23 protein-coding genes are annotated in these 25,940 nt (G+C 72.7%); 12 read left to right on the forward strand and 11 right to left on the reverse strand.

The window, feature by feature from the left end:
• The first annotated feature begins 22 nt into the window (after positions 1-22).
• The gene (locus WJM95_RS28940) at positions 23-802 is read left to right on the forward strand and encodes an oxidoreductase (protein ID WP_339133003.1); all 780 of its coding nucleotides are present in this window, start codon (positions 23-25) and stop codon (positions 800-802) included.
• 40 nt (positions 803-842) lie between these two features.
• On the opposite strand, the gene WJM95_RS28945 is transcribed toward WJM95_RS28940, so the two are convergent.
• Positions 843-1,727, reverse strand: a complete 885-nt coding sequence (locus WJM95_RS28945; protein WP_339133005.1) for a LysR substrate-binding domain-containing protein — start codon at positions 1,725-1,727, stop codon at positions 843-845.
• Between the two features lie 120 nt (positions 1,728-1,847).
• Here WJM95_RS28945 and WJM95_RS28950 point away from each other — a divergent pair, with 120 nt between their 5' ends.
• From WJM95_RS28950 to WJM95_RS28970, 5 genes are all read left to right on the forward strand, one after another.
• Positions 1,848-2,519, forward strand: a complete 672-nt coding sequence (locus WJM95_RS28950; protein ID WP_339135908.1) for a succinate dehydrogenase — start codon at positions 1,848-1,850, stop codon at positions 2,517-2,519.
• 1 nt (position 2,520) lies between these two features.
• On the forward strand, positions 2,521-4,473 hold the full coding sequence (locus tag WJM95_RS28955; RefSeq protein WP_339133007.1) for a fumarate reductase/succinate dehydrogenase flavoprotein subunit: 1,953 nt from the start codon (positions 2,521-2,523) through the stop codon (positions 4,471-4,473).
• A complete protein-coding gene (locus tag WJM95_RS28960) occupies positions 4,470-5,219 on the forward strand; it encodes a succinate dehydrogenase/fumarate reductase iron-sulfur subunit (protein WP_339133009.1) in 750 nt (249 codons plus the stop codon). The genes WJM95_RS28955 and WJM95_RS28960 overlap by 4 nt, the downstream gene beginning before the upstream one ends.
• Before the next feature lie 262 nt (positions 5,220-5,481).
• A complete protein-coding gene (locus tag WJM95_RS28965; RefSeq protein WP_339133011.1) occupies positions 5,482-6,252 on the forward strand; it encodes a GNAT family N-acyltransferase in 771 nt (256 codons plus the stop codon).
• 326 nt (positions 6,253-6,578) lie between these two features.
• On the forward strand, positions 6,579-7,385 hold the full coding sequence (locus WJM95_RS28970; RefSeq protein ID WP_339135910.1) for a lysophospholipid acyltransferase family protein: 807 nt from the start codon (positions 6,579-6,581) through the stop codon (positions 7,383-7,385).
• Between the two features lie 72 nt (positions 7,386-7,457).
• On the opposite strand, the gene WJM95_RS28975 is transcribed toward WJM95_RS28970, so the two are convergent.
• The 3 genes from WJM95_RS28975 to WJM95_RS28985 form a co-directional block, all read right to left on the reverse strand.
• Complete coding sequence (locus WJM95_RS28975; protein WP_339133013.1) at positions 7,458-8,180, reverse strand: PH domain-containing protein; 723 nt, start codon at positions 8,178-8,180, stop codon at positions 7,458-7,460.
• 120 nt (positions 8,181-8,300) lie between these two features.
• Positions 8,301-10,664 (reverse strand): excinuclease ABC subunit UvrA, encoded by a 2,364-nt coding sequence (locus WJM95_RS28980; RefSeq protein WP_339133015.1) that lies wholly within the window; start codon positions 10,662-10,664, stop codon positions 8,301-8,303.
• Positions 10,665-10,851: 187 nt separating this feature from the next.
• On the reverse strand, positions 10,852-11,352 hold the full coding sequence (locus WJM95_RS28985) for a methylated-DNA--[protein]-cysteine S-methyltransferase (protein WP_339133017.1): 501 nt from the start codon (positions 11,350-11,352) through the stop codon (positions 10,852-10,854).
• A 210-nt stretch (positions 11,353-11,562) separates the two neighbouring features.
• Between WJM95_RS28985 and WJM95_RS28990 the strand changes: the two genes are divergently transcribed.
• The 3 genes from WJM95_RS28990 to WJM95_RS29000 all read left to right on the forward strand — a co-directional run bounded on the left by WJM95_RS28990 (position 11,563) and on the right by WJM95_RS29000 (position 16,066).
• Positions 11,563-12,336, forward strand: a complete 774-nt coding sequence (locus WJM95_RS28990; RefSeq protein ID WP_339133019.1) for a nuclear transport factor 2 family protein — start codon at positions 11,563-11,565, stop codon at positions 12,334-12,336.
• Between the two features lie 106 nt (positions 12,337-12,442).
• Entirely contained in the window at positions 12,443-13,411 is a 969-nt protein-coding gene (locus tag WJM95_RS28995; protein WP_339133021.1) for an aldo/keto reductase, read from the forward strand.
• Positions 13,412-14,032: 621 nt separating this feature from the next.
• The gene (locus WJM95_RS29000) at positions 14,033-16,066 is read left to right on the forward strand and encodes a ricin-type beta-trefoil lectin domain protein (protein WP_339135912.1); all 2,034 of its coding nucleotides are present in this window, start codon (positions 14,033-14,035) and stop codon (positions 16,064-16,066) included.
• Positions 16,067-16,108: 42 nt separating this feature from the next.
• Here the strand turns inward: WJM95_RS29000 and WJM95_RS29005 are convergent, their stop codons facing one another.
• The 3 genes from WJM95_RS29005 to WJM95_RS29015 all read right to left on the reverse strand — a co-directional run bounded on the left by WJM95_RS29005 (position 16,109) and on the right by WJM95_RS29015 (position 19,931).
• The gene (locus WJM95_RS29005; RefSeq protein ID WP_339133023.1) at positions 16,109-17,362 is read right to left on the reverse strand and encodes a hypothetical protein; all 1,254 of its coding nucleotides are present in this window, start codon (positions 17,360-17,362) and stop codon (positions 16,109-16,111) included.
• Between the two features lie 275 nt (positions 17,363-17,637).
• Positions 17,638-18,399 (reverse strand): DUF4232 domain-containing protein, encoded by a 762-nt coding sequence (locus WJM95_RS29010; protein WP_339133025.1) that lies wholly within the window; start codon positions 18,397-18,399, stop codon positions 17,638-17,640.
• Between the two features lie 143 nt (positions 18,400-18,542).
• Positions 18,543-19,931 (reverse strand): serine/threonine-protein kinase, encoded by a 1,389-nt coding sequence (locus WJM95_RS29015; RefSeq protein WP_339133027.1) that lies wholly within the window; start codon positions 19,929-19,931, stop codon positions 18,543-18,545.
• A 46-nt stretch (positions 19,932-19,977) separates the two neighbouring features.
• Here WJM95_RS29015 and WJM95_RS29020 point away from each other — a divergent pair, with 46 nt between their 5' ends.
• On the forward strand, positions 19,978-20,529 hold the full coding sequence (locus WJM95_RS29020) for an RNA polymerase sigma factor (protein WP_339133029.1): 552 nt from the start codon (positions 19,978-19,980) through the stop codon (positions 20,527-20,529).
• A gap of 27 nt (positions 20,530-20,556) precedes the next feature.
• Here WJM95_RS29020 and WJM95_RS29025 read toward each other — a convergent pair whose 3' ends face one another.
• Positions 20,557-21,891, reverse strand: a complete 1,335-nt coding sequence (locus WJM95_RS29025) for a jacalin-like lectin (RefSeq protein WP_339135914.1) — start codon at positions 21,889-21,891, stop codon at positions 20,557-20,559.
• Between the two features lie 231 nt (positions 21,892-22,122).
• Here WJM95_RS29025 and WJM95_RS29030 point away from each other — a divergent pair, with 231 nt between their 5' ends.
• On the forward strand, positions 22,123-22,614 hold the full coding sequence (locus tag WJM95_RS29030) for a hypothetical protein (protein ID WP_339133031.1): 492 nt from the start codon (positions 22,123-22,125) through the stop codon (positions 22,612-22,614).
• Positions 22,615-22,656: 42 nt separating this feature from the next.
• Here the strand turns inward: WJM95_RS29030 and WJM95_RS29035 are convergent, their stop codons facing one another.
• Complete coding sequence (locus tag WJM95_RS29035; RefSeq protein ID WP_339133033.1) at positions 22,657-22,872, reverse strand: dodecin; 216 nt, start codon at positions 22,870-22,872, stop codon at positions 22,657-22,659.
• 231 nt (positions 22,873-23,103) lie between these two features.
• On the opposite strand from WJM95_RS29035, the gene WJM95_RS29040 reads away from it, so the two are divergent.
• Complete coding sequence (locus WJM95_RS29040) at positions 23,104-23,877, forward strand: cobalt-precorrin-6A reductase (RefSeq protein ID WP_339133035.1); 774 nt, start codon at positions 23,104-23,106, stop codon at positions 23,875-23,877.
• A 4-nt stretch (positions 23,878-23,881) separates the two neighbouring features.
• Here the strand turns inward: WJM95_RS29040 and WJM95_RS29045 are convergent, their stop codons facing one another.
• Positions 23,882-25,174 carry a lanthionine synthetase LanC family protein gene (locus WJM95_RS29045; RefSeq protein ID WP_339133037.1) on the reverse strand — a complete coding sequence of 431 codons (1,293 nt, stop codon included), beginning with the start codon at positions 25,172-25,174 and terminating at the stop codon, positions 23,882-23,884.
• Complete coding sequence (locus WJM95_RS29050; protein ID WP_339135916.1) at positions 25,171-25,797, reverse strand: precorrin-8X methylmutase; 627 nt, start codon at positions 25,795-25,797, stop codon at positions 25,171-25,173. The genes WJM95_RS29045 and WJM95_RS29050 overlap by 4 nt, the downstream gene beginning before the upstream one ends.
• Between the last annotated feature and the right edge of the window lie 143 nt (positions 25,798-25,940).

The following is a 25,940-nucleotide window of genomic DNA, read 5'->3' on the forward strand; positions in this document are numbered from 1 at the left end:
CCCACACATGGAGCTGAGACGGATGAGCACCGAACTTCAGGGCCGGACGGCCGTCGTCACCGGAGCGAGCAAGGGGATCGGACTCGCGATCACGGAGGCACTCGCCGGGGCCGGGGCGACCGTGATCGCCGGCTCCCGCGGCACCTCCCAGGGCCTCGACGCCCTGGTGGGGAAGGGGAACGTGACCTGGGTTCCGGCCGACCTCGCCGAACCCGAGGCCGCGGCCCGGCTCGTCGAAGCGGCGGACGGCCGGATCGACGTCCTGGTCAACAACGTGGGCGTGGCCCCCGCCCGCACCGGGGGCTTCCTGTCCGTCACCGACGAGGAATGGCGGCGCACCCTCGACCTGAACCTGCTCACGGCCGTACGGGTCACCCGTGCGGCCCTGCCCACGATGGTGGCCGCCGGAGAGGGCTCGATCGTGACCATCGGCTCGGTCAACGCCACCCTGCCGGACCCCCTGGTCATCGACTACAGCGCCGGCAAGGCCGCGCTCGTCGCGTTCTCCAAGGCACTGTCCAAGGAGGTCGGCCCGAAGGGCATCCGCGTCAACACGGTGAGCCCGGGTCCGGTGGAGACCGACCTGTGGCTCGGCGGCGGGGGAGTGGCCGAGACGGTGTCGGCCGTCGTCGGGACGAGCTCCGGCGACGTGGTCGCCCAGGCCGCGGGCGCGACCGTCACCGGCCGCTTCTCCCAGCCGTCCGAGGTGGCCGGCCTGGTCCTCTTCCTCGCCGGGGACCGCGCCCACAACATCACCGGCAGCGACTTCGTCATCGACGGCGGCCTCATCCCGACCTGGTGAACCGCGGGGGGTCCGCCGTCGGCGTTCCGGCGGCCCGCCGTCAGCGTTCCAGCAGCATCCGCTGGAGCTCCCGGGCCGCCCGCGGCGGTGCCACATCGCTGCGGTGCGCCAGCGCGATGGTCCGTTCGAGTCCCGGCCTGGCCAGCGGCGTCACCCGCAGGCCGGGCCCGGAGCGGGCGGCCACCATGCGCGGTACGACGGCCACCCCGAGGCCCGCCCGGACGAAGCCGAGCACCGCGTCCATCTCCCCGCCCTCCACCGCGAAGTCGGGTTCGAAGCCCTCGGCGCGACAGGCGGCCACCGTCAGCTCCCGCAGGTCGTAGCCGTGCCGGAACATCACCAGACGCTCGCCCTCCAGATCGGCGACCCGCACCGCGCGCCGGCCGCCGCCGGGTGCGGGGGCGTCCGGTGACGACACCACCACCAGGTCCTCGCGCAGCAGCTCCACCGTGGTCAGCGCGGGGGACGGGGTGGGCAGCGGCAGGACGACGAGGGCGAGGTCGAGGGCGCCGCGCGCGAGTTCCCGTACGAGATCGTGCGAGCCGCCCTCCTCGATCAGCAGCCGGATGCCCGGATAGCGGTCGTGGAAGGCGCGCAGCACGTCCGGCAGCAGACCGGTGCACAGACTCGGGGTCGCGCCGAGCCGTACCCGGCCGCTGCGCAGCTGGGCCAGCTCCTGCACCTCGTGCCGGGCCGTGTCCGCGTCGGCCAGGATGCGCCGGGCCAGCGGCAGCAGTGCCTCGCCCGCGTCGGTGAGCGTGATGTTGCCGCGCGCCCGCAGGAACAGATCGGCCCCCAACTCCCGCTCCAGCGCCTTGATCTGCTGGGACAGCGAGGGCTGCGCGACATGCACCAGGTCGGCGGCCCGGGTGAAGTGCCGGGTCTCCGCGACGGCCACGAAGTACTGGAGCTGTTGGAACTGCACCCCTCGACGATAGCTCACGACTATGGAAACCAGCTGCTTCATGTCTTGGACTGATCGGTTCCCCGCGGCCTACCGTCTCTTCCCATGGCTCTGGCAACGCGGACGGACCGACGGCCGTCCATGGCGCGCACCGTGTGGGACAGCTCCGTCGGCAAGAAGACCGTGATGGCCGTCAGCGGCCTGATCATGCTGCTCTACCTGGTCGCCCACATGATCGGGAACCTGAAGATCTACTTCGGCGCGGGCGAGTTCAACCACTACGCCCACTGGTTGCGCACCGTCGGCGAACCCTTCATGCACTACGAGTGGACGCTGTGGCTCATCCGCGTGGTGCTGGTCGTCGCCGTGGTCGCGCACGCCGTGTCCGCCTACCAGCTCAGCCGCCGGGACATCAAGGCCCGCCCCAGCAAGTACGTGCACAAGAAGCGGGGGGCGAGCTACGCCACCCGCACCATGCGCTGGGGCGGGATCATCCTCGGCCTGTTCATCGTCTGGCACCTCCTCGACCTGACCACCGGCACCGTGCACTCCGGCGGCTTCCAGGAGGGCCACCCCTACCAGAACGTCGTCGACACCTTCTCCACCTGGTACGGCGACGTCATCTACATCGTCGCGATGCTCGCGCTCGGCCTGCACATCCGGCACGGCTTCTGGAGTGCCGCCCAGACCCTCGGGGCCGGCAGCCGCACCCGCGACCGTGCCCTGAAGACCGTCGCCAACGTCCTCGCGCTGCTGCTCACGGCCGGCTTCATCGCCGTACCCGTGGGCGTCATGACCGGAGTGGTGAGCTGAAATGACCACCGAATACACGCAGTTCACGACCGGGGAGCCGGTCGCCGACACCAAGGCACCCGCGGGTCCGGTCGAGGAGCGCTGGGACAGGCGCCGGTTCGAGGCCAAGCTGGTCAACCCCGCCAACCGCCGCAAGCACACCGTGATCGTCGTCGGCACCGGACTCGCGGGCGGCTCCGCGGGCGCCACCCTCGCCGAACAGGGCTACCACGTCGTTCAGTTCTGCTATCAGGACTCCCCGCGCCGCGCCCACTCGATCGCGGCGCAGGGCGGCATCAACGCGGCCAAGAACTACCGCAACGACGGCGACTCCGTGCACCGCCTCTTCTACGACACCGTCAAGGGCGGCGACTTCAGGGCCCGCGAGTCCAACGTCCGCCGCCTGGCACAGATCTCGGTCGAGATCATCGACCAGTGCGTCGCCCAGGGCGTGCCGTTCGCCCGCGAGTACGGCGGCCTGCTCGACACCCGCTCCTTCGGCGGCGTCCAGGTCTCCCGCACCTTCTACGCCCGCGGCCAGACCGGCCAGCAACTCCTGCTCGGCGCCTACCAGGCCCTGTCCCGGCAGATCGCCGCCGGGAACGTCGAGATGCACCCGCGCACCGAGATGCTCGACCTGATCGTGGTCGACGGACGCGCCCGCGGCATCGTCGCCCGCGACCTGATCACCGGGCGCGTCGACACCTACTTCGCGGACGCCGTCGTCCTCGCCAGCGGCGGCTACGGCAACGTCTTCTACCTGTCGACGAACGCCATGAACTCCAACGCCACCGCGATCTGGCGGGCCCACCGGCGCGGCGCCCTCTTCGCCAACCCCTGCTTCACCCAGATCCACCCCACCTGCATCCCGCGCACCGGCGACCACCAGTCCAAGCTCACGCTGATGAGCGAGTCGCTGCGCAACGACGGCCGGATCTGGGTCCCCAAGGCGCACGGCGACACCCGCCCGCCCAACGAGATCCCCGAGGACGAGCGAGACTACTACCTGGAGCGCATCTACCCCGCCTTCGGCAACCTCGTGCCCCGCGACATCGCCTCCCGCGCCGCCAAGAACGTCTGCGACGAGGGCAGGGGCGTGGGCCCCGGCGGCCAGGGCGTCTACCTCGACTTCGCCGACGCCGTCCGGCGCATGGGCCGCGCGGCGGTCGAGGAGAAGTACGGCAATCTCTTCGACATGTACGCCCGGATCACCGCCGAGGACCCGTACACGGTGCCCATGCGGATCTACCCCGCCGTGCACTACACGATGGGCGGGCTGTGGGTCGACTACGACCTCCAGACCACCGTCCCCGGCCTGTTCGCCATCGGCGAGGCCAACTTCTCCGACCACGGCGCGAACCGGCTCGGCGCCTCCGCCCTCATGCAGGGGCTCGCCGACGGCTACTTCGTCCTGCCGTCGACGATCAACGACTACCTCGCCCGCAACCCGAAGCAGCAGCCCGTCACCGCCGAACACCCCTCCGTGCAGGAGGTCCTGGCCGAGACGGAGGACCGCGTCAACCTGCTCCTGTCCGTCGACGGCGACCGCACCCCCGACTCCTTCCACCGCGAACTCGGCGAAGTCATGTGGGAGTTCTGCGGAATGGCCCGGACGGAGAGCGGGCTGCGCAAGGCCCTGGAGCGCATCCCGCAGATCCGCGACGAGTTCTGGCGGCGCATCAAGGTCCCCGGCACGGGCGAGGAGTTCAACCAGTCGCTGGAGAAGGCCAACCGGATCGTCGACTACCTCGAACTCGCCGAGCTGATGTGCCTCGACGCGCTGCACCGCGCCGAGTCCTGCGGCGGCCACTTCCGTGAGGAGTCCCAGACCCCGGACGGCGAGGCGGCACGCCGGGACGAGGAGTTCTCGTACGCGGCCGCCTGGGAGTTCACCGGCACCGGCACCGCTCCCGTCCTGCACAAGGAAGACCTGGTTTTCGAGTACGTCCACCCCACCCAGCGGAGCTACGCATGAAGCTCACCCTGCGCGTCTGGCGGCAGAAGAACGCCGACGCCGACGGAGCGATGTCCACGTACGAGGTGGACGGCATCTCGGCCGACATGTCCTTCCTGGAGATGCTCGACACCCTCAACGAGGAGCTCATCCTCGCCGGCGACGACCCCGTCGCCTTCGACCACGACTGCCGCGAGGGCATCTGCGGCGCGTGCAGCCTCGTCATCAACGGCGACGCGCACGGACCCGAGCGCACCACCACCTGCCAGCTGCACATGCGCTCCTTCCGCGACGGCGACACGATCGACGTCGAGCCCTGGCGGGCCGCCGCCTTCCCGGTCGTCAAGGACCTGGTCGTCGACCGCTCCGCCTTCGACCGGATCATCCAGGCCGGCGGCTACATCACCGCCCCGACCGGCGCCGCGCCCGAGGCGCACGCCACCCCCGTCCCCAAGCCCGAGGCCGACTTCGCCTTCGAGCACGCCGAGTGCATCGGCTGCGGCGCCTGTGTGGCGGCCTGCCCCAACGGTGCCGCCATGCTGTTCACCTCGGCCAAGATCAACCACCTGAACGTGCTGCCGCAGGGCGCCCCCGAACGCGAGACCCGGGTGCTCGACATGGTCGGGCAGATGGACGAGGAGGGCTTCGGCGGCTGCACCCTCACGGGGGAGTGCGCGACCGCCTGCCCCAAGGGAATCCCGCTCGTCTCCATCACGAGCATGAACAAGGAGTGGCTGCGCGCCACCCGCAAGGCGGGAAGGCGTTAGGCAGAAGTCGTTCGCCGTACGGTGCGGACGGGCGGGACCGGGTGTGGTGCTCTACCCCGGTCCCGTCTCGCTTTTCCGGGGGACCCCTGTCATTCAGCATCCCCACATCCGGCCTCCTGGCACTGGTCACGCACACGCCAACCGGCGTCGGAAGAACAGGAACGCGCAGACCGTTCGGATCCGGCCTGCCTCCCCCGAGCTCCCGGCCCCCTGGAGCAAGGGAACCCCTTTCGGCGAACCGGCCCGTGACCAGGAGAGTGCCATGACCGGCGTTTCCACCCTCGACACCCCCACCGAGCCCGTCACCCCCACCCGCTACACCGTCACCCTGGCCCGCGACGAGGCCGATGTCCGGGCCGCGCAGCGACTGCGCCACGACGTCTTCGCCGGGGAGATGGGCGCCCTCCTGAACACCCCGCAGCCGGGCCTCGACATCGATGCCTTCGACGCGTACTGCGACCACCTGCTGGTCCGTGACACGGAGACCGGCCAGGTCGTCGGCACCTACCGGCTGCTGCCGCCCGACCGTGCCGCGATCGCCGGACGCCTCTACTCGGAGAGCGAGTTCGACCTCGGGCCGCTGGCCGGAATACGCCCCGGACTGGTCGAGGTGGGCCGCTCCTGCGTCCACCCCGACCACCGCGACGGCGCTGTCATCGGTCTGATCTGGGCCGGGATAGCCCGCTACATGCTCGACGGCGGCCACGAATGGCTCGCCGGCTGCTGCTCCGTACCGCTCGCCGACGGCGGCACCCTCGCCGCGGGCACCTGGGACCGGGTGCGGGACAAACACCTCGCCCCCGAGGAGTTCCGCGTCCGCCCGCTGCTGCCGTGGAGCCCCGAGGGCGTCGCCCGCCCCGCGCGCACCGAACTGCCCCCGCTGCTGCGCGGGTACCTCCGCCTCGGCGCCTGGGTCTGCGGCGAGCCCGCGCACGACACCGACTTCGGGGTCGCCGACCTGTACGTGCTGCTGTCGATGCGCCGGGTCAACCCGCGCTACCTGCGGCACTTCCTCTCGCTCGTCCCCGCCTGATGAGCACGCCCCGCACCGGAGCGGAGCGCCTCCCGGTCCTCCGACGTCCCCTGGCCGGCGGAGGACCGGGTACGGCGGTGCCCTCCGACGCCGTCCCCGCGCCCCGCGGTCCCGCCGAGGCCGTTTCTCCGCCCCCCGGGCCCGCCGAGCCCGCTTCTTCGCGCCGCGGGCTCACCGAGACCGTTCTCTCGCCCGGCGGCCCGGTCGAGGCCGTTCCTTCGCCCCGCGGGCCCGTCGGCGGCCCCGTACGGCCCCGGCGGCCCGCCGCCGCTCCCGTACCGCCCCGGCGGTCCGGCGCCGGGCCGGTCCGAACGGACAGCGCCTGGCTGCCCACCGCACCCTGCTCGCCGCGCGGCTGCGTGGAGTCCGCGCGGCCCTGGACGGGCGTGCCCCGGGCCGTCCTGCGGCTGGCCGCGCTGCTGGCCGTGGTCCTCCTCGGTGTCGCCCTGCTCCCGCTCGTCGCACGGCTGCGGACCCGGCCACGCCAGCGATGGATCCGCCGCTGGTGCCTGGCCGTGGTGCACACCGCCGGCGTCCGGACGCGGATCACCGGAACCGCCCGGCCCAGCGGCGGAGTCCTGATCGTCTCCAACCACGTCTCCTGGCTGGACATCCCGCTGCTCGCCGCCGTCCGCCCGGCCCGGATGGTCGCCAAGGCGGAGGTGCGCGGCTGGCCCGTGATGGGGGCGCTTGCGGCCCGCGGCGGCACGCTGTTCATCGACCGCGACCGGCTGCGCGCCCTGCCCGGCACGGTGCGGGAGGTCGCCGAGGCCCTGCGCGGTGGCTCGGCCGTCGCCGCGTTCCCCGAGGGCAGCACCTGGTGCGGCCGTGCCGGCGGCCGCTACCGCGGGGCCCTCTTCCAGGCCGCCCTGGACGCCGGTGCGCCGGTCCAGCCGGTGCGCATCCGGTACGGGTCCGCGGACGGCTCGGCGAGCACCGCGCCCGCGTTCGTGGGTGAGGACTCGCTGCTCGCCTCGCTGTGGCGGGTGGTGTCGGCACGCGGCCTGGTGGCCGAGGTGAGTCTGCGGCCCCCGCTCGCGGCGGGCGGCCACCCCGACCGCCGGTCGCTGGCGAAGGCGGCCCAGAGGCACGGGGGAGACCCGGGACCGTCGGCCGCCGGGCACCTCTGGTGACGAGTGCGGGGTACGGAGGAGCCCCCGGCCTGCCGGCCGCCGAGCACCCCTGAGCCGCGCGCTCGGCGTTCCTCAGCGGTCGCGCGTCCGCTTGCGGTACGAGGCGGTCGCGGCCACCGCGAAGACCAGGGCAGGGCCGGCCACGACGACCACGAACGGCCGCAGCACCGGCTCCAGCCATCCGGGCAGGTCCACGAAGAGAGGCAGCAGCATCAGCACGGTCAGCGGGATGACGGCCAGCAGGGCGGTGGAGACCCCGCTGAGCAGCGCGCGCCGCAGAGTGTCGCGCCGGTCGATCCGGACGGCGGCCTCGGGGCTCGGCGCCCAGTCGTCGCCCCGGAGCTCCTCCCACGCCTCCAGCAGGGCCCCGACCTCGCGCCCGACGTTCACGTGCAGGTTGTCGAGGAAGGGCAGCAGCATCCTGCGGCCGTCCCGCCCGTAGGCGTACACCAGCACCTTGGGCGCGTGCTCCCTCCTGGCCGCGACCGGGTTCCCCTCGGCCCTGATGTCCTGGATGTCCGCCCAGGCGAGCCGCCGCTGCTTGAACACGCCGTGCACGTGGATGGCTTCGAGGTCCGCCGTGGTGGAGGAGCGCAGGGTGGTGTAGAAGATCCAGCCCATCAGCCCCGCCCACGCGACGAGGAAGGGGTACGTGAACGAGGTGGGCAGCCCGTCGAGTTCGAGCAGGCCCTTGGCCAGGCCCAGAGTCCCGGTGACGAGGACCGTGAGGACCGTCACCATCCTCGGCCGGCTCATCCGGTACTCGCGTGGCAGTCTCTCGAACCCCGTGCTCACCGACTCGCTCCCCCCGCCCCGGCCCTCGGCGCAGCACCATGCTGTCGCCCCGACTTCCTTGTGTCGAGGGGTATATGACGCTTGCCACACGGACAGGGGGCACGGTCCCGGCGACAGGCGCTAGCGACGGCCTGCGAGTGCCCGGGCGAGGTAGGGCGCCGTCCGGCCCGCCGCCCGGGCCACTTCTCCGGGCGGCCCGCAGGCCACGATCCGGCCGCCCTCGTCACCCCCGCCGGGGCCGAGGTCGATCACCCAGTCGGCGCCCGCCACCACGGTCATGTCGTGCTCCACGACCACGACGGTGTGGCCGGCGTCCACGAGCCCGTGCAACTGGCGCATCAGCACCTCGACATCGGCCGGATGCAGTCCCGTCGTCGGTTCGTCGAGGAGGTAGAAGGTGTGCCCCCGCCGGATCCGCTGCAACTCGCTCGCCAGCTTGATGCGCTGGGCCTCGCCGCCCGACAGCTCGGTCGCGGGCTGCCCGAGCCGCAGATAGCCGAGGCCCACGTCGAGCAGGGTGCCGAGACTGCGCGTGACGGCCGGGGTGTCCGCGTCGGCGAAGAACCGGGCCGCCGCCTCCACCGTGAGATCCAGGATCTGCGCGATGTTCCGTCCCCGGTAGGTCACTTCGAGGGTCTCGGGGTTGTACCGCGCCCCGCCGCAGTCCGGGCACGGGGCGTACGTGCTGGGCAGGAACAGCAGTTCCACACTGACGAAGCCCTCGCCCTGGCAGGTCTCGCAACGGCCTCCGGGCACGTTGAAGGAGAACCGCCCCACTCCGTAGCCGCGCGCCCCGGCCTCCTTCGTCGCCGCGAACACCTTGCGCACGACGTCGAACAGCCCGGTGTAGGTGGCGAGGTTGGAGCGGGGAGTGCGGCCGATGGGCTTCTGGTCGACGCCGACCAGCCGTCCGACGCCCGGCAGTTCCCCGGTCACCTCGCCGATCAGCGTGGACTTCCCGGAGCCGGAGACGCCGGTGACCGCGGTGAACACACCGAGCGGGAACTCGGCGGTGACCCCGCGCAGATTGTGCCGGGTCAGCGGGCCGACCGACACCCGCCCCCGGGGCCGGCGCACCGCGCGTTCCGGAGCGGGGGAGCGTTCGAAGAGGAAGCGTGCCGTCGCGGACTCCCGCACCCCCTCCAGCGCGGCGACCGGCCCGCTGTGCAGGACCCGCCCGCCGTGCTCCCCGGCCCCCGGGCCGACATCCACCAGCCAGTCGGCTCCGCGCACGACATCGAAGTGATGCTCCACCACGAACACCGAGTTGCCCGCCGCCTTCAGCCGCTCCAGCACGGTGAGCAGAGCCTCCGTGTCCGCCGGGTGCAGGCCCGCGGACGGCTCGTCCAGGACGTACACCACACCGAACAGCCCGGAGCGCAACTGCGTTGCCAGCCGCAGCCGTTGGAGCTCGCCCGCCGACAGCGTGGGGGTGGGCCGGTCGAGGCTGAGATAGCCGAGTCCGAGCTCCACGACGGGCGCGATACGGGAGGCGAGGTCCTCCGTCAGGACGCGGGCGCTCTCGGAGGTCCCGGCGCCACCGGTGAGGGACTTCACGAGCTCGACCAGCGGCAGCGCGGCCAATCGGGCGATGTCGCGCCCCGCGAACGTCACGGCCAGAGCCTCGGGCCGCAGCCTGCTGCCGCCGCACACCGCACAGGGCGCGGCGACGAGGAAGCGCTCGGCCTTGGCCCGCAGGGTGGCGCTCTTCGTGTCGGCGAAGGTCTTCATGACATAGCGCCGGGCGCTCATGTACGTGCCCTGGTACGGGCGTTGGATCCGGTCGGCCTCGCGCACCGGATGCACGGTGACCACCGGCTGCTCGTCCGTGAACAGGATCCACTCCCGCTCCTCGGCGTGCAGGTCGCGCCAGGGCCGGTCCACGTCGTGGCCGAGCGTGTCGAGGATGTCCCGCAGGTTCTTGCCCTGCCAGGCCCCGGGCCAGGCGGCGATCGCGCCCTCGCGGATCGACAGTGCGGGATCGGGGACCAGCAACTCCTCGGTCGTACGGTGGACTTGACCCAGGCCGTGGCAGGCCGGGCACGCCCCGGCCGCCGTGTTCGGGGAGAACGCGTCCGAGTCGAGCCGTTCGGCGCCCTGCGGATAGCGGCCCGCGCGCGAGAACAGCATGCGCAGCGAGTTGGACAGGTTGGTGACCGTGCCGACGGAAGACCGTGAGGTGGGTGCCGATCTGCGCTGCTGGAGGGAGACCGCGGGCGGAAGCCCGGTGATCTCCCCGACCTTCGGCGCCCCCACCTGGTGGATCAGCCGCCGGGCGTACGGGGCGACCGACTCGAAGTACCTCCGCTGCGCCTCCGCGTAGATCGTGCCGAAGGCCAGCGACGACTTCCCGGACCCCGACACACCGGTGAACACCACGAGGAGGTCCCGCGGGATGTCGACGTCGGCACCCCGCAGATTGTGCTCCCGCGCACCGCGCACGCGGACGTGGGAGTCGTGGGGGCTGCCGTCGGGGCTGGGCATCGGCGGAACTCCTGGGGGCGGCCCGTACCGCCGGCCGATGGGGCCGCGGCCCGGCCGTCGGCGGGGGCGGGGGCAAACCCCACGATTCTAGGCCGGGCCCGGTCCCGCTACCCGGATGCCTCGCGCGAGCCCCCGAGGCCGGTCCTGCCGGGCTCAGGGACGACCGGCGCGGGCGGGCCAGCGCCGGTCAGGACGGCACGTTCTCCAGGTCCAGGAGCTGTCGCTTGCGTTCCAGACCCCCGGCGTAACCGGTGAGCGCCCCGCTCGCGCCGATCACCCGGTGGCACGGGCGGACGACCAACAGGGGGTTCGCGCCGATCGCCGTTCCGACGGCACGGACCGCGGCCCTGGACGCGCCGATCCGCGCCGCGACCTCTCCGTAGCTGACCGTGGTGCCGTACGGGATGGTCTCCAGGGCCTTCCAGACACGGCGCTGGAAGTCGCTGCCGCTCGTCACGTACTCGATGTCGAAGGCGGTCAGGCGGCCGTCGAAGTACGAGCTCAGCTGGGCGACGATCTCCCGGAAGGCGTCCGCGTCCTCCTGCCAGCCGTCCTGGACGACCGCGCCGTACTTCTGGTCCGGCACGGACAGCGCCGCGAGCGCGGTGCCGCCCTTGGCGGTGGCGGACTTCTCACCCACCAGCAGCAGTCGGCCGAGCGGGCTGTCCATGGTCGTGTAGACCGTCATCGGTCCGGTCCTTTCCGAGTTCTCGCGGCGTGTTCATCCTCAACAGTGCGCCCTGCGCGGCCTTCCGTCCGGCGGGATTCGGACAGAGCGCTGGGCCGGGCGTGCCCCGGGGTCGCCCGGGACGGGCCCTCTCCGTTCCGCTGGGGTCGCGCCGGGGCCGGTGGGGGCACACGATCGAAGTCGACCACTCCGAACGGCCCAGGAGTCCCCATGGTCTGGATCCCGCAGATCTCCGGCCTCGTCGAACGGCTCGGCGCCGCCGAGCTCGCCGACGCCCTGCGCGACCCGGCGGCCGCCACCGTACCCGTCGCCCTCGACGACCCGGAGGCCGGCCGGATCAGCGGTGTCGGTGTGCTGGAGGCCTGGCTGGCCGTGCAGGACACCTGGCGGGCGGAGCGCAAGGCGGAGATCGAGGAGGTCGCCACGACGTTCGGCGGGGGGCGGGCCGTGGGGGAGTGGATCGTACGTCTGGAGGGCGAGGACGGCGGACGCATCGGGCTGCCCGTGGCGGCCGCTGTGGACCTCACCTCCACGCTGCCGGTGCGGATCCACCACTCCCGCCTGCCGCTCCTCGGCCGCCATGTGGTGCGCCGCCCCATGGTGCCGCCGGACCCTTCGGCGCGCCCCTCGGACGTCGTGGGCGCCTATCTGGACGCCCTCGGGGCGGGGGACACCGCGGCCGCCGTCGCCGCCTTCGCGCCGGACGGCACCTACCGCGGGCCGGGTGCCGACTCGGACCGGCACACCGGGACGCGGGAACTGACCGAGTTCCACGACGCCCTGTTCTCCGCGGGCGGCGGCATCCCGCTCACGCTGTGCGGCGTGACCGAGGACGGCACCCGCAGCGCGTTCGAGTATGTGGTCGACCGCTGGGGCGACGCCGGTCTGCCGGCCCAGCCGGGCCTCGCGGTGTGCGTCCGGGGCGGTGATGGCCTGATCGTGTCGGCGCGGGTCTACGACGACGTGGAAGCCCCGGTGTCGTAGGGCTGCCGGGCGTCCGAGGCGGGCAGGGATGTGTCCTCGGATCCCCCGCCCCGGGATCCGGCCCCGGACCTCCCCCACCCCACCGGCAGTGAGAGCAGGAGTGAGCATGCGGTATGTGAAGCTCGGTTCGACGGGCCTCGACGTCTCCCGGATCTGCCTCGGCTGCATGAGTTTCGGTCTGCCCGACCGTGGCGTCCACACGTGGACCCTGGACGAGGAGGCCTCGCGCCCCCTGATCCGGCAGGCACTGGAGTCCGGGATCACCTTCTTCGACACGGCCAACGTCTACTCGGACGGCACCAGCGAGGAGATCGTCGGACGTGCGCTCGGCGCGTTCGCGCGCCGCGACGAGATCGTGATCGCCAGCAAGGTCAACGGCGCGATGCACGAGGGCCCCAACGGCCGCGGTCTGTCCCGCAAGGCGATCATGACGGAGATCGACAACAGCCTGCGCCGTCTCGGCACCGACTACATCGACCTCTACCAGATCCACCGCTTCGACCACCGCACCCCCGTCGAGGAGACGATGGAGGCGCTGCACGACGTGGTCAAGGCGGGCAAGGTCCGCTACCTCGGGGCGAGTTCGATGTACGCGTGGGAGTTCTCCAAGGCCCAGTACACGGCCACGCTGCACGGCTGGACCCGCTTCGTGGCCATGCAGAACCACTACAACCTCCTCTATCGCGAGGAGGAGCGCGAGATGCTGCCGCTCTGCGCGGACCAGGGGGTCGGCGTCCTGCCGTGGAGCCCGCTCGCCCGCGGCCGGCTCACCCGTGACTGGGACACGTCCACCGAGCGCAGCCGGGGCGACGAGTTCGGCCGCAAGCTGTACCAGGAGGGCGACCGCGAGATCGTCGACGCCGTCGGGCGCATCGCCGCCGAGCGCGGGGTACCGCGTGCCAGGGTGGCGCTCGCCTGGCTGCTGGGGCGCGACGGCGTGACCGCGCCCATCGTCGGTGCCACCCGGGCGGGTCACATCGAGGACGCGGTGGCCTCGCTCGGCCTGGAGCTCTCCGACAAGGAGACCGAGGAACTGGAGCGGCCGTACACGCCCCGCGCGATCAGCGGTCACTGAGGCGTACGAGGGGCCGCGGGACCGACGGGAATTACGTGCGGAATGGCGCTCGGATGAGCGCGTGAGAGCGCTCCCATTGTGGAGACTTCGGGACGGAAGGTCGGGTGGCCCGGTTTCCGAATTTCTTTTGGAGTGCACCGGCTGACATTTGGTCAATATTCCCGGCGGTGCCGCATTAGGAGAAAATCCGGGATCGCTTGTTCCGGCTCGTCGCCCTGTGCAAAGGTGAGCGTTGTCGGCGTGCAGACAATAGTGGTCTCGTTCTGCACGCGTGCGGCGCGCCCGCTTCCCCTCGCCCGAAAGGGCTGCCAGGGGTGATCGTTCGCGACGTCACCCCGCATGGGCGGACCGTCCGGATCTGGCGGGCGGTCTCCATACCGATTGGTATGGACTATTTGCCGCGCAGCCTTTGGAAGGAAAGCGGACGTGAATGACGGAACGCTGTCTCATTCGTCTGACCCCGACCGCTTGTTCGAGGTGTCGGATGAACGGCTCGCGGCCGAGCTGAAGAAGCAGGGAGGCGCGACAGCGAACTATCCCGTCGGAGAACTCCTGGACCGCCACTGGGAGGCCGTCTTCTCTTACGCGCGGCTGTGCACCGCCGGTGTACGGCCCGCCGGAATGCTCACCACCGCATCATTCACGCGTCTGTTCGGGGATTCGCTGCACCAGGGCGGGCCGAGCGCCGCCTGGCGCCCCCAGCTGCTCGTCACCGTCCGCCGCATAGCCGCCGAGTGGCTCACGGACCAGCGGCGCGACCTGCTCCATCCCGAGCTCCTGGCCGGGGCCGGCCGGGAGGGCGGTGAGGACCGGGCGGCCGCCCGCCTGCTGCCGCCGGAGGGCAGGCGTCTGATCTCGCGCGCGTTCCAGCGGCTGCCCGAACCGGCCCGCTGTCTGCTGTGGCACGGTGAGGTGGAGGCCGAGCGACCCGAGGTCCCGGCGGCCCTGTTGGGGATCTTCCCCGAGGACGCGGTGACCGAACTGGAGCGGGCCAGGGAGCGGCTGCGCCAGGGCTGTCTGGAGATCCACCACGAACTCGCCCCCAGCCAGGAGTGCCGCCGCTACCACCGCATGCTCGACGTCTCCTTCCGGCGCGGCGGCCTCGATCTCGACCCCGATCTGCGCGGCCACATGGACGCGTGCGGACACTGTCGTTACGCGGCCGACCAGTTGAGCCGGTTCAACGGCGACCTCGCCCTCCCGCTCGCCGAGGCGGTGCTCGGCTGGGGCGCGCACGCCTACGCGGCCTCCCGTCGGGCACGGGCCGCCGCCGCGGAGACGGCCGGACAGCCGACCGACGGCGGGACCGGCCAGGGCGTGGCCTTCGCCGATGGGGCCGGCCAGGGCGTGGCCTTCGACGACGGGGTCACGGGTGCGGGCGGTGGCCCGGGTTTCGCCGGGGGAGTGATGGGCGCGGGCTTCGGCGACGGAGTCACGGGTGCCGGCGGCGCCACGGGGTTCGGCGACGCAGTCGCGGGGGCCGGCGGCCGTCCGGGCCCCGGGAGCGACCCCATCGTCGAGTTCCTGCCCGACACCGGCGACGTACGCCCGCCCGGCCCCTTCCCGTACGCCCCGGCGGACACCTCCGGGTACACCGGCGCCCCGCCCGCCGGCCTCGACGCGACCGCGCGGCAGTCGGTCCTCCCGTCCGAACGGGAAGCACCCGCCCCCGAGGAGGAGGACCGCGCCGCCCGCCGCCGGGGCACCCCCCGCTCCGGCGGAACGCGGGCCTCCCGCAGGGCCGGCGGCCACAAGGCGTCCCGGCGCGCACCGGGACCCCGCACCATCGCCACCGCCGTGCTGACCCTCGGCGCGCTGATCACGGTCCCCCTGGTCCTCTGGGCGTCCGACGGCGGCTCCAAGGACCGGCACGGTACGACCGACGGCGGCCACTCCAGCGCGGCACCGAGCCGGGGCACGAACCCGTCGTGGGTCGGCACCGGAGGGAAGAAGGACGGCACCGCGCGCGGCCGGCTGCGCAACGCCGCGACCGGGCTGTGCGTCGGCTTCGCCGGAACAGCGCCCGTGAGCGGGGCCGAGGCCCGGCTCGTCACCTGCTCCTCGGACTCGGCCGCCCAGTGGTCGTACGCGCCCGACGGACTCCTGCGCGAAGCGGACCACCCGAGCCTGTGTCTCGACTCGCACCTCGGCTACTCCGTCCAACTGGCCGCCTGTACGGGCCCGTCGCAGCCGGCCACGAAGAACGTCCGCTACGACTTCACCCTCCAGGGCATGCTCGTACCGCGCTGGAACCAGGATCTGGCCCTCGCCCCCGCCTCGTCCGAGGGGGAGTCGGCGCTCGTCCTCAAACTCCGCGACGACGAGCCGGTCCAGCACTGGACGCTCGACACCTCCTCGCCCTCGCTCCAACTGGAGGTCGTCAACTGGGACTCCACCACCGGCGACGCGAAGGGACGCTCGACCAAGACGCCGTCCACGATGCCACCGCCGGCCACCACCACCCCGACGCCCACCGCGAGCCCCGGCCACACCGCCCCCTCCGCGGAGTCGTCCGAAGACCCCTGCGCCCCGGCGTCCTCCTTCTGCTCGGGGGACGGCGTCAACGGCACGGCCCGGGACGGCGGTTACGGTACGGGCTTCGGGTCCGGCGGCTACGGATCGTCCGGCGGAGGGGGCCGGGGCGGCCGCCGTTGACGTCACGGACTCCGGCGGCCCCTCGGCTCCTGCCCCGGGCCGTCAGGAGGTGGCGGTGCCGGACGAGGACGGGGCGGAACCCGTGGAGCCTGCCGCGCCCAGGAACTCGGCCCAGCCGCCGAGCGGTGACTGTCCCGGAGTGAGGGTGCGCAACTTCCGCAGGACCGCCGGGTCCTGGGCCTCCAGCCAGTGCACCAGCTGGCGGAACGAGACCATCCGGACCTCGTCGTGGCCCGCCATCCGGGAGAGCGCCTCCTCGACGGCGTCCATGTAGATGCCGCCGTTCCAGCGCTCGAAGTGGTTGCCGATGAAGAACGGGGCCCGGTTGCTCTCGTAGGCGCGCCGGAAGCCCGCGAGATAGCTGTCGCGGGCCTGAGCGCGCCAGGCGTCGTACTGCGTGCGGTCGCCGAGCGGGTTGGCGTGCGACTGATTGGCCATCAGGTTGTAGTCCATCGACAGGACTTGGAAGGAGTGGCCGGGAAAGGGGATGGACTGGAGCGGGAAGTCCCAGAGTTTGCCGCCCTGCACCTTGGAGGGCCACATCTGAAGTCCGCCGGGTGAGCTGGCGTCGTACTTCCAGCCGAGGGCGGCCGCCGTCGGGAGCAGGTTCGACTGCCCTTCGAGACAGGGCGTCCGGCCGCCGGTCAGCTCCTTGTCGTAGTCGAACGGCAGCGGTTCCAGGTCGGTGAAGCCGGTGTTGGTCCGCCACTCCTTGACGAATGTCTTCGCCTGCTCTATCTCGCTGCGCCACTCGGAGGGGGACCAGCGGCGCACCCCGTCCGGGCCGCAGAAGTGACCGTTGAAATGGGTGCCGATCTCGTGGCCCTCCAGCCAGGCCGCCCGTATCTGCTGGAGCGTCGAGTGGATGTGCCGGTCGGAGAGGTAGCCGATGGCGGAGGCGCCGACCGGGTGCTGCGGCGGGTGGTAGAGGTTCTTCTTCGACTCCGGCAGGGTGTAGATGCCGCTGAGGAAGAACGTCATCGACGCCCCGTGGTCGGCGGCGATCTTGCGGAAGCGGGAGAAGAGCTTGTTGCTCAGTTCGCCCGCGCCGTCCCAGGAGAAGACGACGAACTGCGGCGGCCGTTCACCCGGCTTCAGCCGCTCCGCCTTCGGCTGCTTCGGCTGGGCCCCGGTGTCGGCCGTGGAGCCGTCGCCGATCGGTTTGGCCTTCGGGGGCCGTGCCGCGGCGGCGCCGCCGCCCACGGACCAGTCCCGCGACGAGCAGGCCGACAGGGCTCCCAGCGCGCCCGCCGACGCCGTCGCGGCCAGCAGCCGCCTGCGTGAGACACCGCTCATGATTCATCCCCCGTGTTTCTCGGCGCCGGCCCGGGTCGAGGGACCGGCGCCATCGTCGGTACGACGCTCCGTTCATGGGGTGCGTCAAACGGTGGGATGCGCGGAATTCCGGAAAGGGTCGCGGGAAGCGGGACGCGTTGCCGTTCTGTGACAAACCCACCACCCGAGGGGCGGGTGGTGGGCAGGGGGACGTCCTCGGGCAGGGCGCCGACCGGGCGGGTCAGGCGCTCCGTCGCCGTCCTCGCGCCCGCCCGGGTGCCGTCACGGGCGTGCGGTCAGGGGGCGGTCCCGGGGCTGAGGACGGTCAGGCGGACCGAGGACGCGTTGCCGGACACGGGCACCTCGCCCTGGGTCCAGGCCACCTTGAGGGAGTCCAGCTCGTCGGGCGGAGTGACGATCAGGGAGGCGGGAGTCGCCGTGTTCGCCCCGCTGATCGACGGGTTGGAGAAGGTCAGGCCCGACCAGGCGCTGTGCCCGGGCGCGAGCACGATCGTCGTCGGGGTGCCCGGGGTCCGCTGGGGGTCGGGTCCGAGCTGCTTGCCGGAGGCGTCGACGAAGGCCGCGCCGGGGTAGCCGCGCACGGTGCAGGTGTGCCCCGACCTGTTGGTCAGCACGAGCGGGAAGTTCTCCTGCCCAGCGCCGGGGTCGTTGCGGCCGACGGAGGCGCGCAGTTCCGAGGTGTGGCAGCGGGCGGTACCGTGGGTGCCCCCGGAGGCGGCCGGGGCCGACGCGGATCCGCTCGCCTTCCCCGTCCCTGTCCCCGTGCCCGTCCCCGCCTTCTTCGTCGGCGTGCTCGCGGCCGTGCTCGCGCCGCCGGTGGAACCCCCCTTCGTGCCCGTGTCGCCGGACGCCGGACCCGCCGTGCCGGGAACGGTCTTCGGAGCGCTCTGAGGGGAGCCGTTGTTGCAGCCGGTCAGCAGGCTGAGCAGGGCGGCACCCGCGAGCAGCGCGGCCCGCCGGGCGGCGGGTGAAGGACGGCGCGTGGACACCGTGCCGTGCCGGTCCGTGTCCGCCACCGTCCGCGGGAAGGTCGACATGTCACCACTCCTTGCCATTCTGCGTACGAGCTCATCGCACATGCGCGGGGTGCGTCGCCCCCCGTCACTACTCTTGGATGCGCCCGGGGACCGAAAAGTTCTCGGGATGTCTGACGGGTTTCCCGGGGACCGCCCGTCCAGGATCAGGCCTTGAGGCGTACGGAGCCGATCACGCCGTCGGCCGTGTCGTCCCCGCCGCTCTCCTGGCGGACCTGTACGTACACCTGCGGTTCCCCGCCGCCTCCCGCGGCGGTCAGCGCGGCCTCGGTGACACGGCCGTCCTTGCCCGGACAGGCGTCCCAGGTCCGTATCAGCCCGTGCCAGCGCGCGCCGGAGTAGGAGCGGCTTCCCGCGTAGTGGCATCCCGGGTGCGTGATGGCGCGGACCTCGCCGGTCACGTCACCGTGTTCGCCGAGTCCGACGAAGGCTCCGTCGACGCCGGCGCGGAGGTCGGGCCAGTCCGCCAGGCGGTTCGCGACGACGAGCCCCGGTTCCGTGCCGCCGCCGAGGCCCAGCGAGCGCGGATTCCATCCCGAGTCACGCAACTGCCCGCCCCAGGAGGCCGGTACCTGTACCGAGATCCGGCCCGTGCCGTCCTCGACCTGGAGTGTCCTCGCGGCGGGCTCGTGCGTCAGTAGTACGGCGGTGACGCCGGCGGCGCAGGCCACGGCGACGCCGGTCAGCGCGAGGAACGCCCTGCGCCGACTCGGGGGCCGCGGAGCGGGGCCGGCCGTGCCCGTGATCCCCTCGGCCAGCCGTTCCAGCTCCGCGGCGAAGACGGCCGCGCTCGGCCAGCGCCGCTCCCGGTCGGGTTCCATGGCCCGCAGCAGTGCCCGCCCGACCTCGGGACCGATGTCCGTACGGAGTCGGTCGGGGCGTTCGACCTTGCCGGGCGGGCCCGGGACGGAACCCGTGACGAGGTGGTGGCCGAGGGCGCCCAGGCTGTACACGTCGGCGCGGGCGTCGATCCCCGAGCCGGGGCGGCCCTGTTCGGGCGGGGTGTAGCCGGCCGAGCCCGCCGCGATGGTCAGTCCGGAGGCCTGCGCCAGGCTCTTGGCGAGCCCGAGGTCGGCCAGCAGCACCCGGTCCGCTCCGCCGGGTGTCGTGCGCAGCAGCACGTTGGACGGCTTGATGTCGCGATGCACGATCCCGGCCGTGTGCAGTGCCTCGGCGCCCCGCGCCGCCAGCGCCGTCAGCCGCAGTGCCTCGGCGACGGGCAGCGGACCGGCCTCGATCCGGTCGGCGAGGGTGCCCCCGTCGGCGTACTCCATGACGAAGTAGGGCCTTCCGTCCGGGAGTTCGCCGATGTCGTAGACCTGGACGACCCGGTTCGAGTCGGCCTTGCGCAGCAGCCGGGCCTCGGAGAGGAAGCGTTCCCGGATGTCCAGGCGGTCGACCCAGTTCTCGGTGAGGACCTTGACCGCGACGGGGGCGTCGAGGACGTCGTCGTGGGCGAGCCAGACCACGCCGAACCCACCGGCGCCCAGGCGCCGTTCGAGGCGGTAGCGGCCGATCCGCTCCAGGGAGTGCATACGACTATCATGCCTGGCCTCTGATCGGCATCGAGGGGAGCACCGGGTGGGGGACGCGGGAAGGACCGAGGAGCTCGCGCTGCGGGCGGCGGCCGGTGACGGGGCGGCGCTCGACGTCCTGCTCCGGCAGATCCGGCCCGAGGTCGTGCGGCGGTGCGGGCGTTTTCTGCCCTGCCGCGAGGACGCGGAGGAGGCGGCGCAGGACGTGCTGCTCCAAGTCGCCCGCAAGATAACGGCGTTCGAGGGGCGCAGTCGCTTCAGTACCTGGCTGTACACGGTGGTCGCCAACTGCGCCCGGCAGAAGTACCGCGAGCTGAAGCGCCGTTCCGCCGAACGGCCGGAGGTCATCGAGGCCGCGCAGCAGGTCGATCCCCGGACGACGAGTGTCATCGCCGGTTCCAGGATCGACCTCCTGGAGGCCCTTGAGCGGCTGGAGCGGGAACACCCTCATCTGGTGGAGCCGTTGGTCTACCGCGACATCTGCCAGCTGGATTACGCGGAGGTGGCCGAGCGGGTCGGCATTCCGCTCGGCACGCTCAAGTCCCGTCTGCACGAGGCCCGCAGAAAGGTCAGGCCCTGGCTGTCGGACGCCTCGTGAGCGGTGGCCGGGCGGAACGCCGTCCGGTCAGCGCTCGGTGTAGACGAAGCCGATCTTGTCGACCTCGTCCCCCGCGCGGCCGTGGAAGCCGGCGATCTGCCAGCCGCTCGGCGCGGCGCGGGTCACGCAGTCCGAGGTCGTCGTCCCTCCGGCCAGGTTGCGGCCGAGGCTGGTCGTGAACTTCGCGTAGAAGATGCGGGTATGGCCGTCCTTCGCGCCCTCGCAGAGCTGCGCGGAGGTCACGTACTCGCCGCTCGCGAGCGTGAGTGAGGCCGTGGTGCCACCGGTGCCGCCGTGCGCGAGCGAGGTGCCGTCGCTGAGGGTCAGCCCCATCCGGTCCACCCGCGCTCCGCTGCTCAGGGACACGGCGGACGCGCGGGCGCCGGCCGGTACCCGGTCGATGTCGTCGAAGTAGTCGCCGTGCGGGCCGCCGAACTGGTCGCTGAGCCGGAAGGCGGGATCGCGCGACCAGGTGAACGACGCGGTGATCGGGTCGTGGTCGGAGAGCATCAGGCCGTCGGAGGTCAGGAAGCGCGTGTGCTCGTTGTGGTAGCTCGTCGCATTCAGCGTGACCGACCTGCTGCCGCGGTAGAGGATCTTGTCGACGACCTCGCAGGTGTCGGGCACGGTCGTGCCGCTCTGGTCGCAGACGAGGGCGTCGCTGCCCTTGGCCGGGGCGCTGCCGCCGCGGACGAGCTGGACCCAGGCGTCGGAGAGCCCGTTGGCGCGGGCGAACTCCGCGATGGTGTCGCCGGTGCGGGTGTAACGGGTGTTGGTGTCGCCCATGACGACGACCGCGTTGCCCGCGGAACGGGTGGCGATGAACGCGGTGAGCTGGCTGAGGTTGTCGGCGCGTGAGGCGAGGTCGCCGTCGTTCGTGCCCGCGTTGGTGTGCAGGTTGTAGAAGTCGACGTAGACGCCCTCGGCGAGACGTTCGCGCATGAAGGTGAAGCCCTTGGGGGTGAGGCAGTCGCCGGAGTCGATCTGGCAGGAGTTCCAGCCGACCCGCTCGAAGTCGTCGGTGTCGTAAGGGACCTTCGAGAGGGTGTTGAGCCCGCTGCCGATGCCCGCGCCGCCGCTGGTGGGGGTGCGGTAGGCGTGCGCGGTGTCGGCCGCGTACAGGGCCGCGTGGTAGTTGAAGTCCTCCTCGACGTGCACGATGTCGTAGGGGGCGAGGAGCCCGCCGATGGCCGTGGTCGCGGACTGGCGCGGGGTCGGGGCGCTGGAGATGCCGTCGGGCAGCCCGGCGACGTTGTAGGTGAGCACGCTGAAGGTGCCGGAGTCGGCGGCCGTGGCGGGGGTCGCGGTCAGTCCGCCCAGCAGGGCGGCTCCTGCCGCGGCGATGGTGAGAAGCCTGCGCAGAGGGGACATGGGGGTGTCTCCTGGGGACGCGGGGACGTCGGGACCGACCTCCCCTGTTCGGTATACCGAATGTCGTGCGACATGCTGTGCGGAGTGCCACGGTAGGGGCTTGCCGATGATGTGAACAGGGCCTGGAGAGGCGGAAGTTGAGCGTGTTCACGCCTCTTCGCCGTCCCGGGACGGGGTGTTGCGGCCCGCCCGTTGTCGGCGCCGCTGTCTAGGCTGGCCCGTGTGAAGGAACGGAACAGCAGACCACTCGCCGTCTTCGATCTGGACGGCACGCTCGCGGACACCGCGCACCGGCAGCGGTTCCTGGAGCGCGCGCCCCGGGACTGGGACGCGTTCTTCGCGGCCGCGCCCCATGATCCGCCGCTCACCGAGGGCGTCGAGCTGGCGCTGAGCAGCGCGCGGGAGTGCGAGGTGGTCTATCTGACCGGCCGCCCCGAGCGGTGCAGGCGGGCGACCGTGGAATGGCTGGCCGCGCACGGCCTGCCCGAGGGGCGCATCTGGATGCGGCGCGACGACGACCGCAGGCCCGCCCGCCGCACCAAGCTGGAGGTCCTTCGCCGGCTGGCCCGCGACCGGGAGATCCGCGTGCTCGTCGACGACGACGCATGCGTCTGCGAGGAGGCCGAGCGGGCCGGCTTCACGGTCGTACGAGCGCGGTGGGCGGCCGCGTCGGCGGCACTGAAGGACGCGCAGGAGCGGGAGGGGCGGACCTGAGGGGAGTTCTCGGCGGCCGGCGGACCCGGCGGCGCGGGTCGGTCAGTCGGCGTCCTCCAGCCGGAAACCGAGCTTCAGACCGACCTGGTAGTGCTCGACCCGCCCGTTCTCGATCTGGCCCCTGACCTGCGTGACCTCGAACCAGTCGAGGTTGCGCAGGGTCTGCGAGGCCCGGGTGACCCCATTGCGAATGGCCTGGTCGACGCCTTCGTGGGAGGTCCCGACGATCTCGGTGACCCGGTAGGTGTGCTCGGACATGCGGCTGCTCCTCTCCGCCGTGGCGCGAGTGCCAGGCGTGATTCCACGGTGCCCCACCGGCTGGCGCTCCGCGAGACGGCGGGGTGCCGCGGGTGAAGCGGGACCCCGCGGGCCGGCGCCCGCCTCCGGTCCCGGCCGCGCGGCGGTGTGCTTGAGTGGGCGGCGGCGCGAACGCCCCGGCCTCGCCACCCCCGCGCCCCCTACTCGCTCCCCGGAAGGGAACCGGACGTCGTGCACGTACTGATCCTGGGTGGTACGACCGAGGCCCGCCGTCTCGCCGAGAGCCTGGCGGAGCCGGCCCGCCCGGACCTCAGGGTGACGAACTCGCTCGCCGGGCGGGTGGGCGCGCCCCGGCTGCCGCCCGGCGAGGTGCGCGTGGGCGGCTTCGGCGGCACCGAGGGGCTGGCGCGGTGGCTGCGCGAGCACGCCGTCGACGCGGTCGTCGACGCCACCCACCCCTTCGCCGGGACCATCAGCTCCAACGCGGCCTCGGCGGCGGCCGCCACCGGTGTTCCCCTCCTCGCCCTCAGGCGCCCCGGCTGGGCCCCGGTCCCGGGCGACCTCTGGCACGAGACCGGGTCCCTGGAAGAGGCCGCCGGTCTCCTGCCCGCGCTGGGCGGCCGCGTGTTCCTCACCACGGGCCGGCTGGGACTCGCGGCCTTCGCGGCCCTGGACGACCTGTGGTTCCTCGTACGCTCCGTGGACGCGCCGGAGGCACCGGCCCCGGCCCGTATGGAGGTACTGCTCGACCGCGGCCCGTTCACGCTCGACGGGGAGCGGGAACTGCTCCTGCGTCACGCCATCGAGGTCGTCGTGACGAAGGACAGCGGAGGCCACGCCACCGCGCCGAAACTGACGGCGGCCCGTGAGGCCGGACTGCCGGTCGTCGTGATCCGCAGACCGCGGGTGCCCGAGGGCGTCCCCGTCGTGACGGACCCCGGGGCGGCGGTCGACTGGCTCAGCGAGCGGTTCGGGCCGCTCCTGCCGCCCGGCACACCCCCCTGATCCCTCACGCCCCGGTGCCGGGGCCGTGGGCCGTGGCCCGAGCGGGTACCGGGGGCTGGTCCGGCCAGGCGAACGCGTACCGGGGATCACCGCCCCGGCTCAGCCGTACGAAGCGCAGGAGTTCACGGACGATGCCCGCGTTGCCCATCGCCCAGCCCGCGCACGGTTCGAGGTCGCTCGGGGTGGCCCTGTGCTCGGAGTTGGACCAGCGAGCGCCCTCGCCGTCCCGGATCGCGCGGGCGGCGAGGTCCGCGACGAGGACCCGGGCGAAGCCGTCCACGTCCCGCCCCTCGGCGATGCGGTCGCAGGCCAGAGCGAGGACGCCCGCGGTGCCGCAGCAGCGGCCGCTGTTGTCCCAGAAGCCGGGGCGCAGCCGCCGCGGCAGGCCGGAACGGGTGACCGTGTGCCAGCACCGGTCCGCGAGGGCGGGCCAGAGGGGGTCGCCCGTGACGTCCCGCAGCAGCCGGAACACCTGGGCGTCACCTGCCGGGCCGTGGCACCAGCCGTAGCTGACGGGCTCGACGACATCGGGGCGGTACTGCGGGGTCGAGTGCCGCACCAGAAAGCCCTCGGGCCCCGCCTCGTCGCGCGCCACGACGTCCGCGGCGCCGGCCAGCGCGAGGCCGACCAGGTCCGCGCGGCCGGTGGCCCCGCCGACCCGGGCGAGCCCCACGACGATGCCGAGCGTGCCGTGCGAGATGTGGTGCAGACGGGCCTCGACACCCGTGCGATGGGCCCAGTGGACGCCCGCCGGGGTCGGTTCCGCCGTCCGCAGATACGGCTCCACGGCGAGGACGGCGAGTTCGGTGTCGCCGGCCAGGAGCGCGCCGAGGCCGATCCCCGCGTTGCCGCCCATCAGTTCGTACAGTTCGCCCCAGCGGGTGCCGTCGAAGCGTGACCGCAGGCGTTCCAGCGCGCGGTCGGCGGCGGCCCCGGCGGTCGTGTCACCGAGTTCCCGCTCAAGGGTCCGCAGGACGAGCGCGATGCCGGTGCGGCCGAAGTAGAGGGAGTCGTCCTCGACGCCGTCGGCGCGGTCCGCGAGGCCGAGGCCGGCGCGCAGCGCGCTGTCGGCGTAGGAGTCGTCGCCGAAGTGCCGCCATGCCTCCAGGAGTACGGGCACGATCCCGGCCGTACCGCTGTAGAGGCTCGGATCGAGGCCGCTGTCCGAGGGCCTGGAGGCCCAGCCGAGACCGCCCCCTGCGGTCTCCCGCGCCGTCCCGGCCAGCCACCGCAGCCCGTCCGCCGCGAGCTCCTCGACGTCACCGACCGTCACCGCGGGGGCTTCGGGTGCCGTCACTCCTCCTCGCTCGCGATGGCGTTGACCGCGGCCGCCGCGATCGCACTGCCACCGCGACGGCCGCGTACCACCAAGTGGTCCAGGCCGGAGGGGTGTTGGGCCAGGGCCTCCTTCGACTCGGCGGCGCCCACGAAGCCCACGGGGACACCGATGACCGCGGCCGGGCGCGGGGCGCCCTCCTCGATCAGTTCCAGAAGGCGGAAGAGCGCGGTCGGGGCGTTGCCCACGGCCACCACGGCGCCGTCCAGGTGCTCGCGCCACAGTTCCAGGGCCGCGGCGCTGCGCGTGGTGCCCAGCCGGGCCGCCAGATCCGGCACCGACGGGTCGGAGAGCGTGCAGATCACGGCGTTGTCCGCGGGCAGCCGCTTGCGGGTGATCCCGCTCGCGACCATGGAGACGTCGCACAGGATCGGAGCGCCCGAGCGCAGGGCCTCGCGGGCGCGGGCCACGACGTGCGGGGTGTACGCGAGGTCGCCGACGAGGTCCACCATGCCGCAGGCGTGGATCATCCGCACCGCCACCTGGCTGACGTCGGCGGGCAGGCCCGCGAGATCGGCTTCCGCGCGGATGGTGGCAAAGGACTCGCGGTAGATGGCCGCGCCGTCCTTCTCGTAGTCGAACACTGTCTTCTCGCTCATCCCTCGGCGTTCCGGTTCCCGTTCGGGCGCGTGCCGACGCCACGGACGCGCCCGAGGGCGCGCGGGCGTCGGCGCGAGCCTATCGATCACCGGCGGACGGCCGACCGGGAGGGCTCCCGCGGGAACCC

It is taken from the genome of Streptomyces sp. f51 (assembly GCF_037940415.1).
Lineage (GTDB): Bacteria > Actinomycetota > Actinomycetes > Streptomycetales > Streptomycetaceae > Streptomyces.

Excerpts from the sequence above, each read along its gene's own strand:
- WJM95_RS28940 (WP_339133003.1), top strand. The coding sequence starts at position 23 with ATGAGCACCGAACTTCAGGGCCGGACGGCCGTCGTCACCGGAGCGAGC.
- WJM95_RS28950 (WP_339135908.1), top strand. The coding sequence starts at position 1,848 with ATGGCGCGCACCGTGTGGGACAGCTCCGTCGGCAAGAAGACCGTGATG.
- WJM95_RS28955 (WP_339133007.1), top strand. The coding sequence starts at position 2,521 with ATGACCACCGAATACACGCAGTTCACGACCGGGGAGCCGGTCGCCGAC.
- WJM95_RS28960 (WP_339133009.1), top strand. The coding sequence starts at position 4,470 with ATGAAGCTCACCCTGCGCGTCTGGCGGCAGAAGAACGCCGACGCCGAC.
- WJM95_RS28965 (WP_339133011.1), top strand. The coding sequence starts at position 5,482 with ATGACCGGCGTTTCCACCCTCGACACCCCCACCGAGCCCGTCACCCCC.
- WJM95_RS28980 (WP_339133015.1), bottom strand. The coding sequence starts at position 10,664 with ATGCCCAGCCCCGACGGCAGCCCCCACGACTCCCACGTCCGCGTGCGC.
- WJM95_RS28985 (WP_339133017.1), bottom strand. The coding sequence starts at position 11,352 with ATGACGGTCTACACGACCATGGACAGCCCGCTCGGCCGACTGCTGCTG.
- WJM95_RS28990 (WP_339133019.1), top strand. The coding sequence starts at position 11,563 with ATGGTCTGGATCCCGCAGATCTCCGGCCTCGTCGAACGGCTCGGCGCC.
- WJM95_RS28995 (WP_339133021.1), top strand. The coding sequence starts at position 12,443 with ATGCGGTATGTGAAGCTCGGTTCGACGGGCCTCGACGTCTCCCGGATC.
- WJM95_RS29000 (WP_339135912.1), top strand. The coding sequence starts at position 14,033 with ATGCTCACCACCGCATCATTCACGCGTCTGTTCGGGGATTCGCTGCAC.
- WJM95_RS29005 (WP_339133023.1), bottom strand. The coding sequence starts at position 17,362 with ATGAGCGGTGTCTCACGCAGGCGGCTGCTGGCCGCGACGGCGTCGGCG.
- WJM95_RS29010 (WP_339133025.1), bottom strand. The coding sequence starts at position 18,399 with ATGTCGACCTTCCCGCGGACGGTGGCGGACACGGACCGGCACGGCACG.
- WJM95_RS29015 (WP_339133027.1), bottom strand. The coding sequence starts at position 19,931 with ATGCACTCCCTGGAGCGGATCGGCCGCTACCGCCTCGAACGGCGCCTG.
- WJM95_RS29035 (WP_339133033.1), bottom strand. The coding sequence starts at position 22,872 with ATGTCCGAGCACACCTACCGGGTCACCGAGATCGTCGGGACCTCCCAC.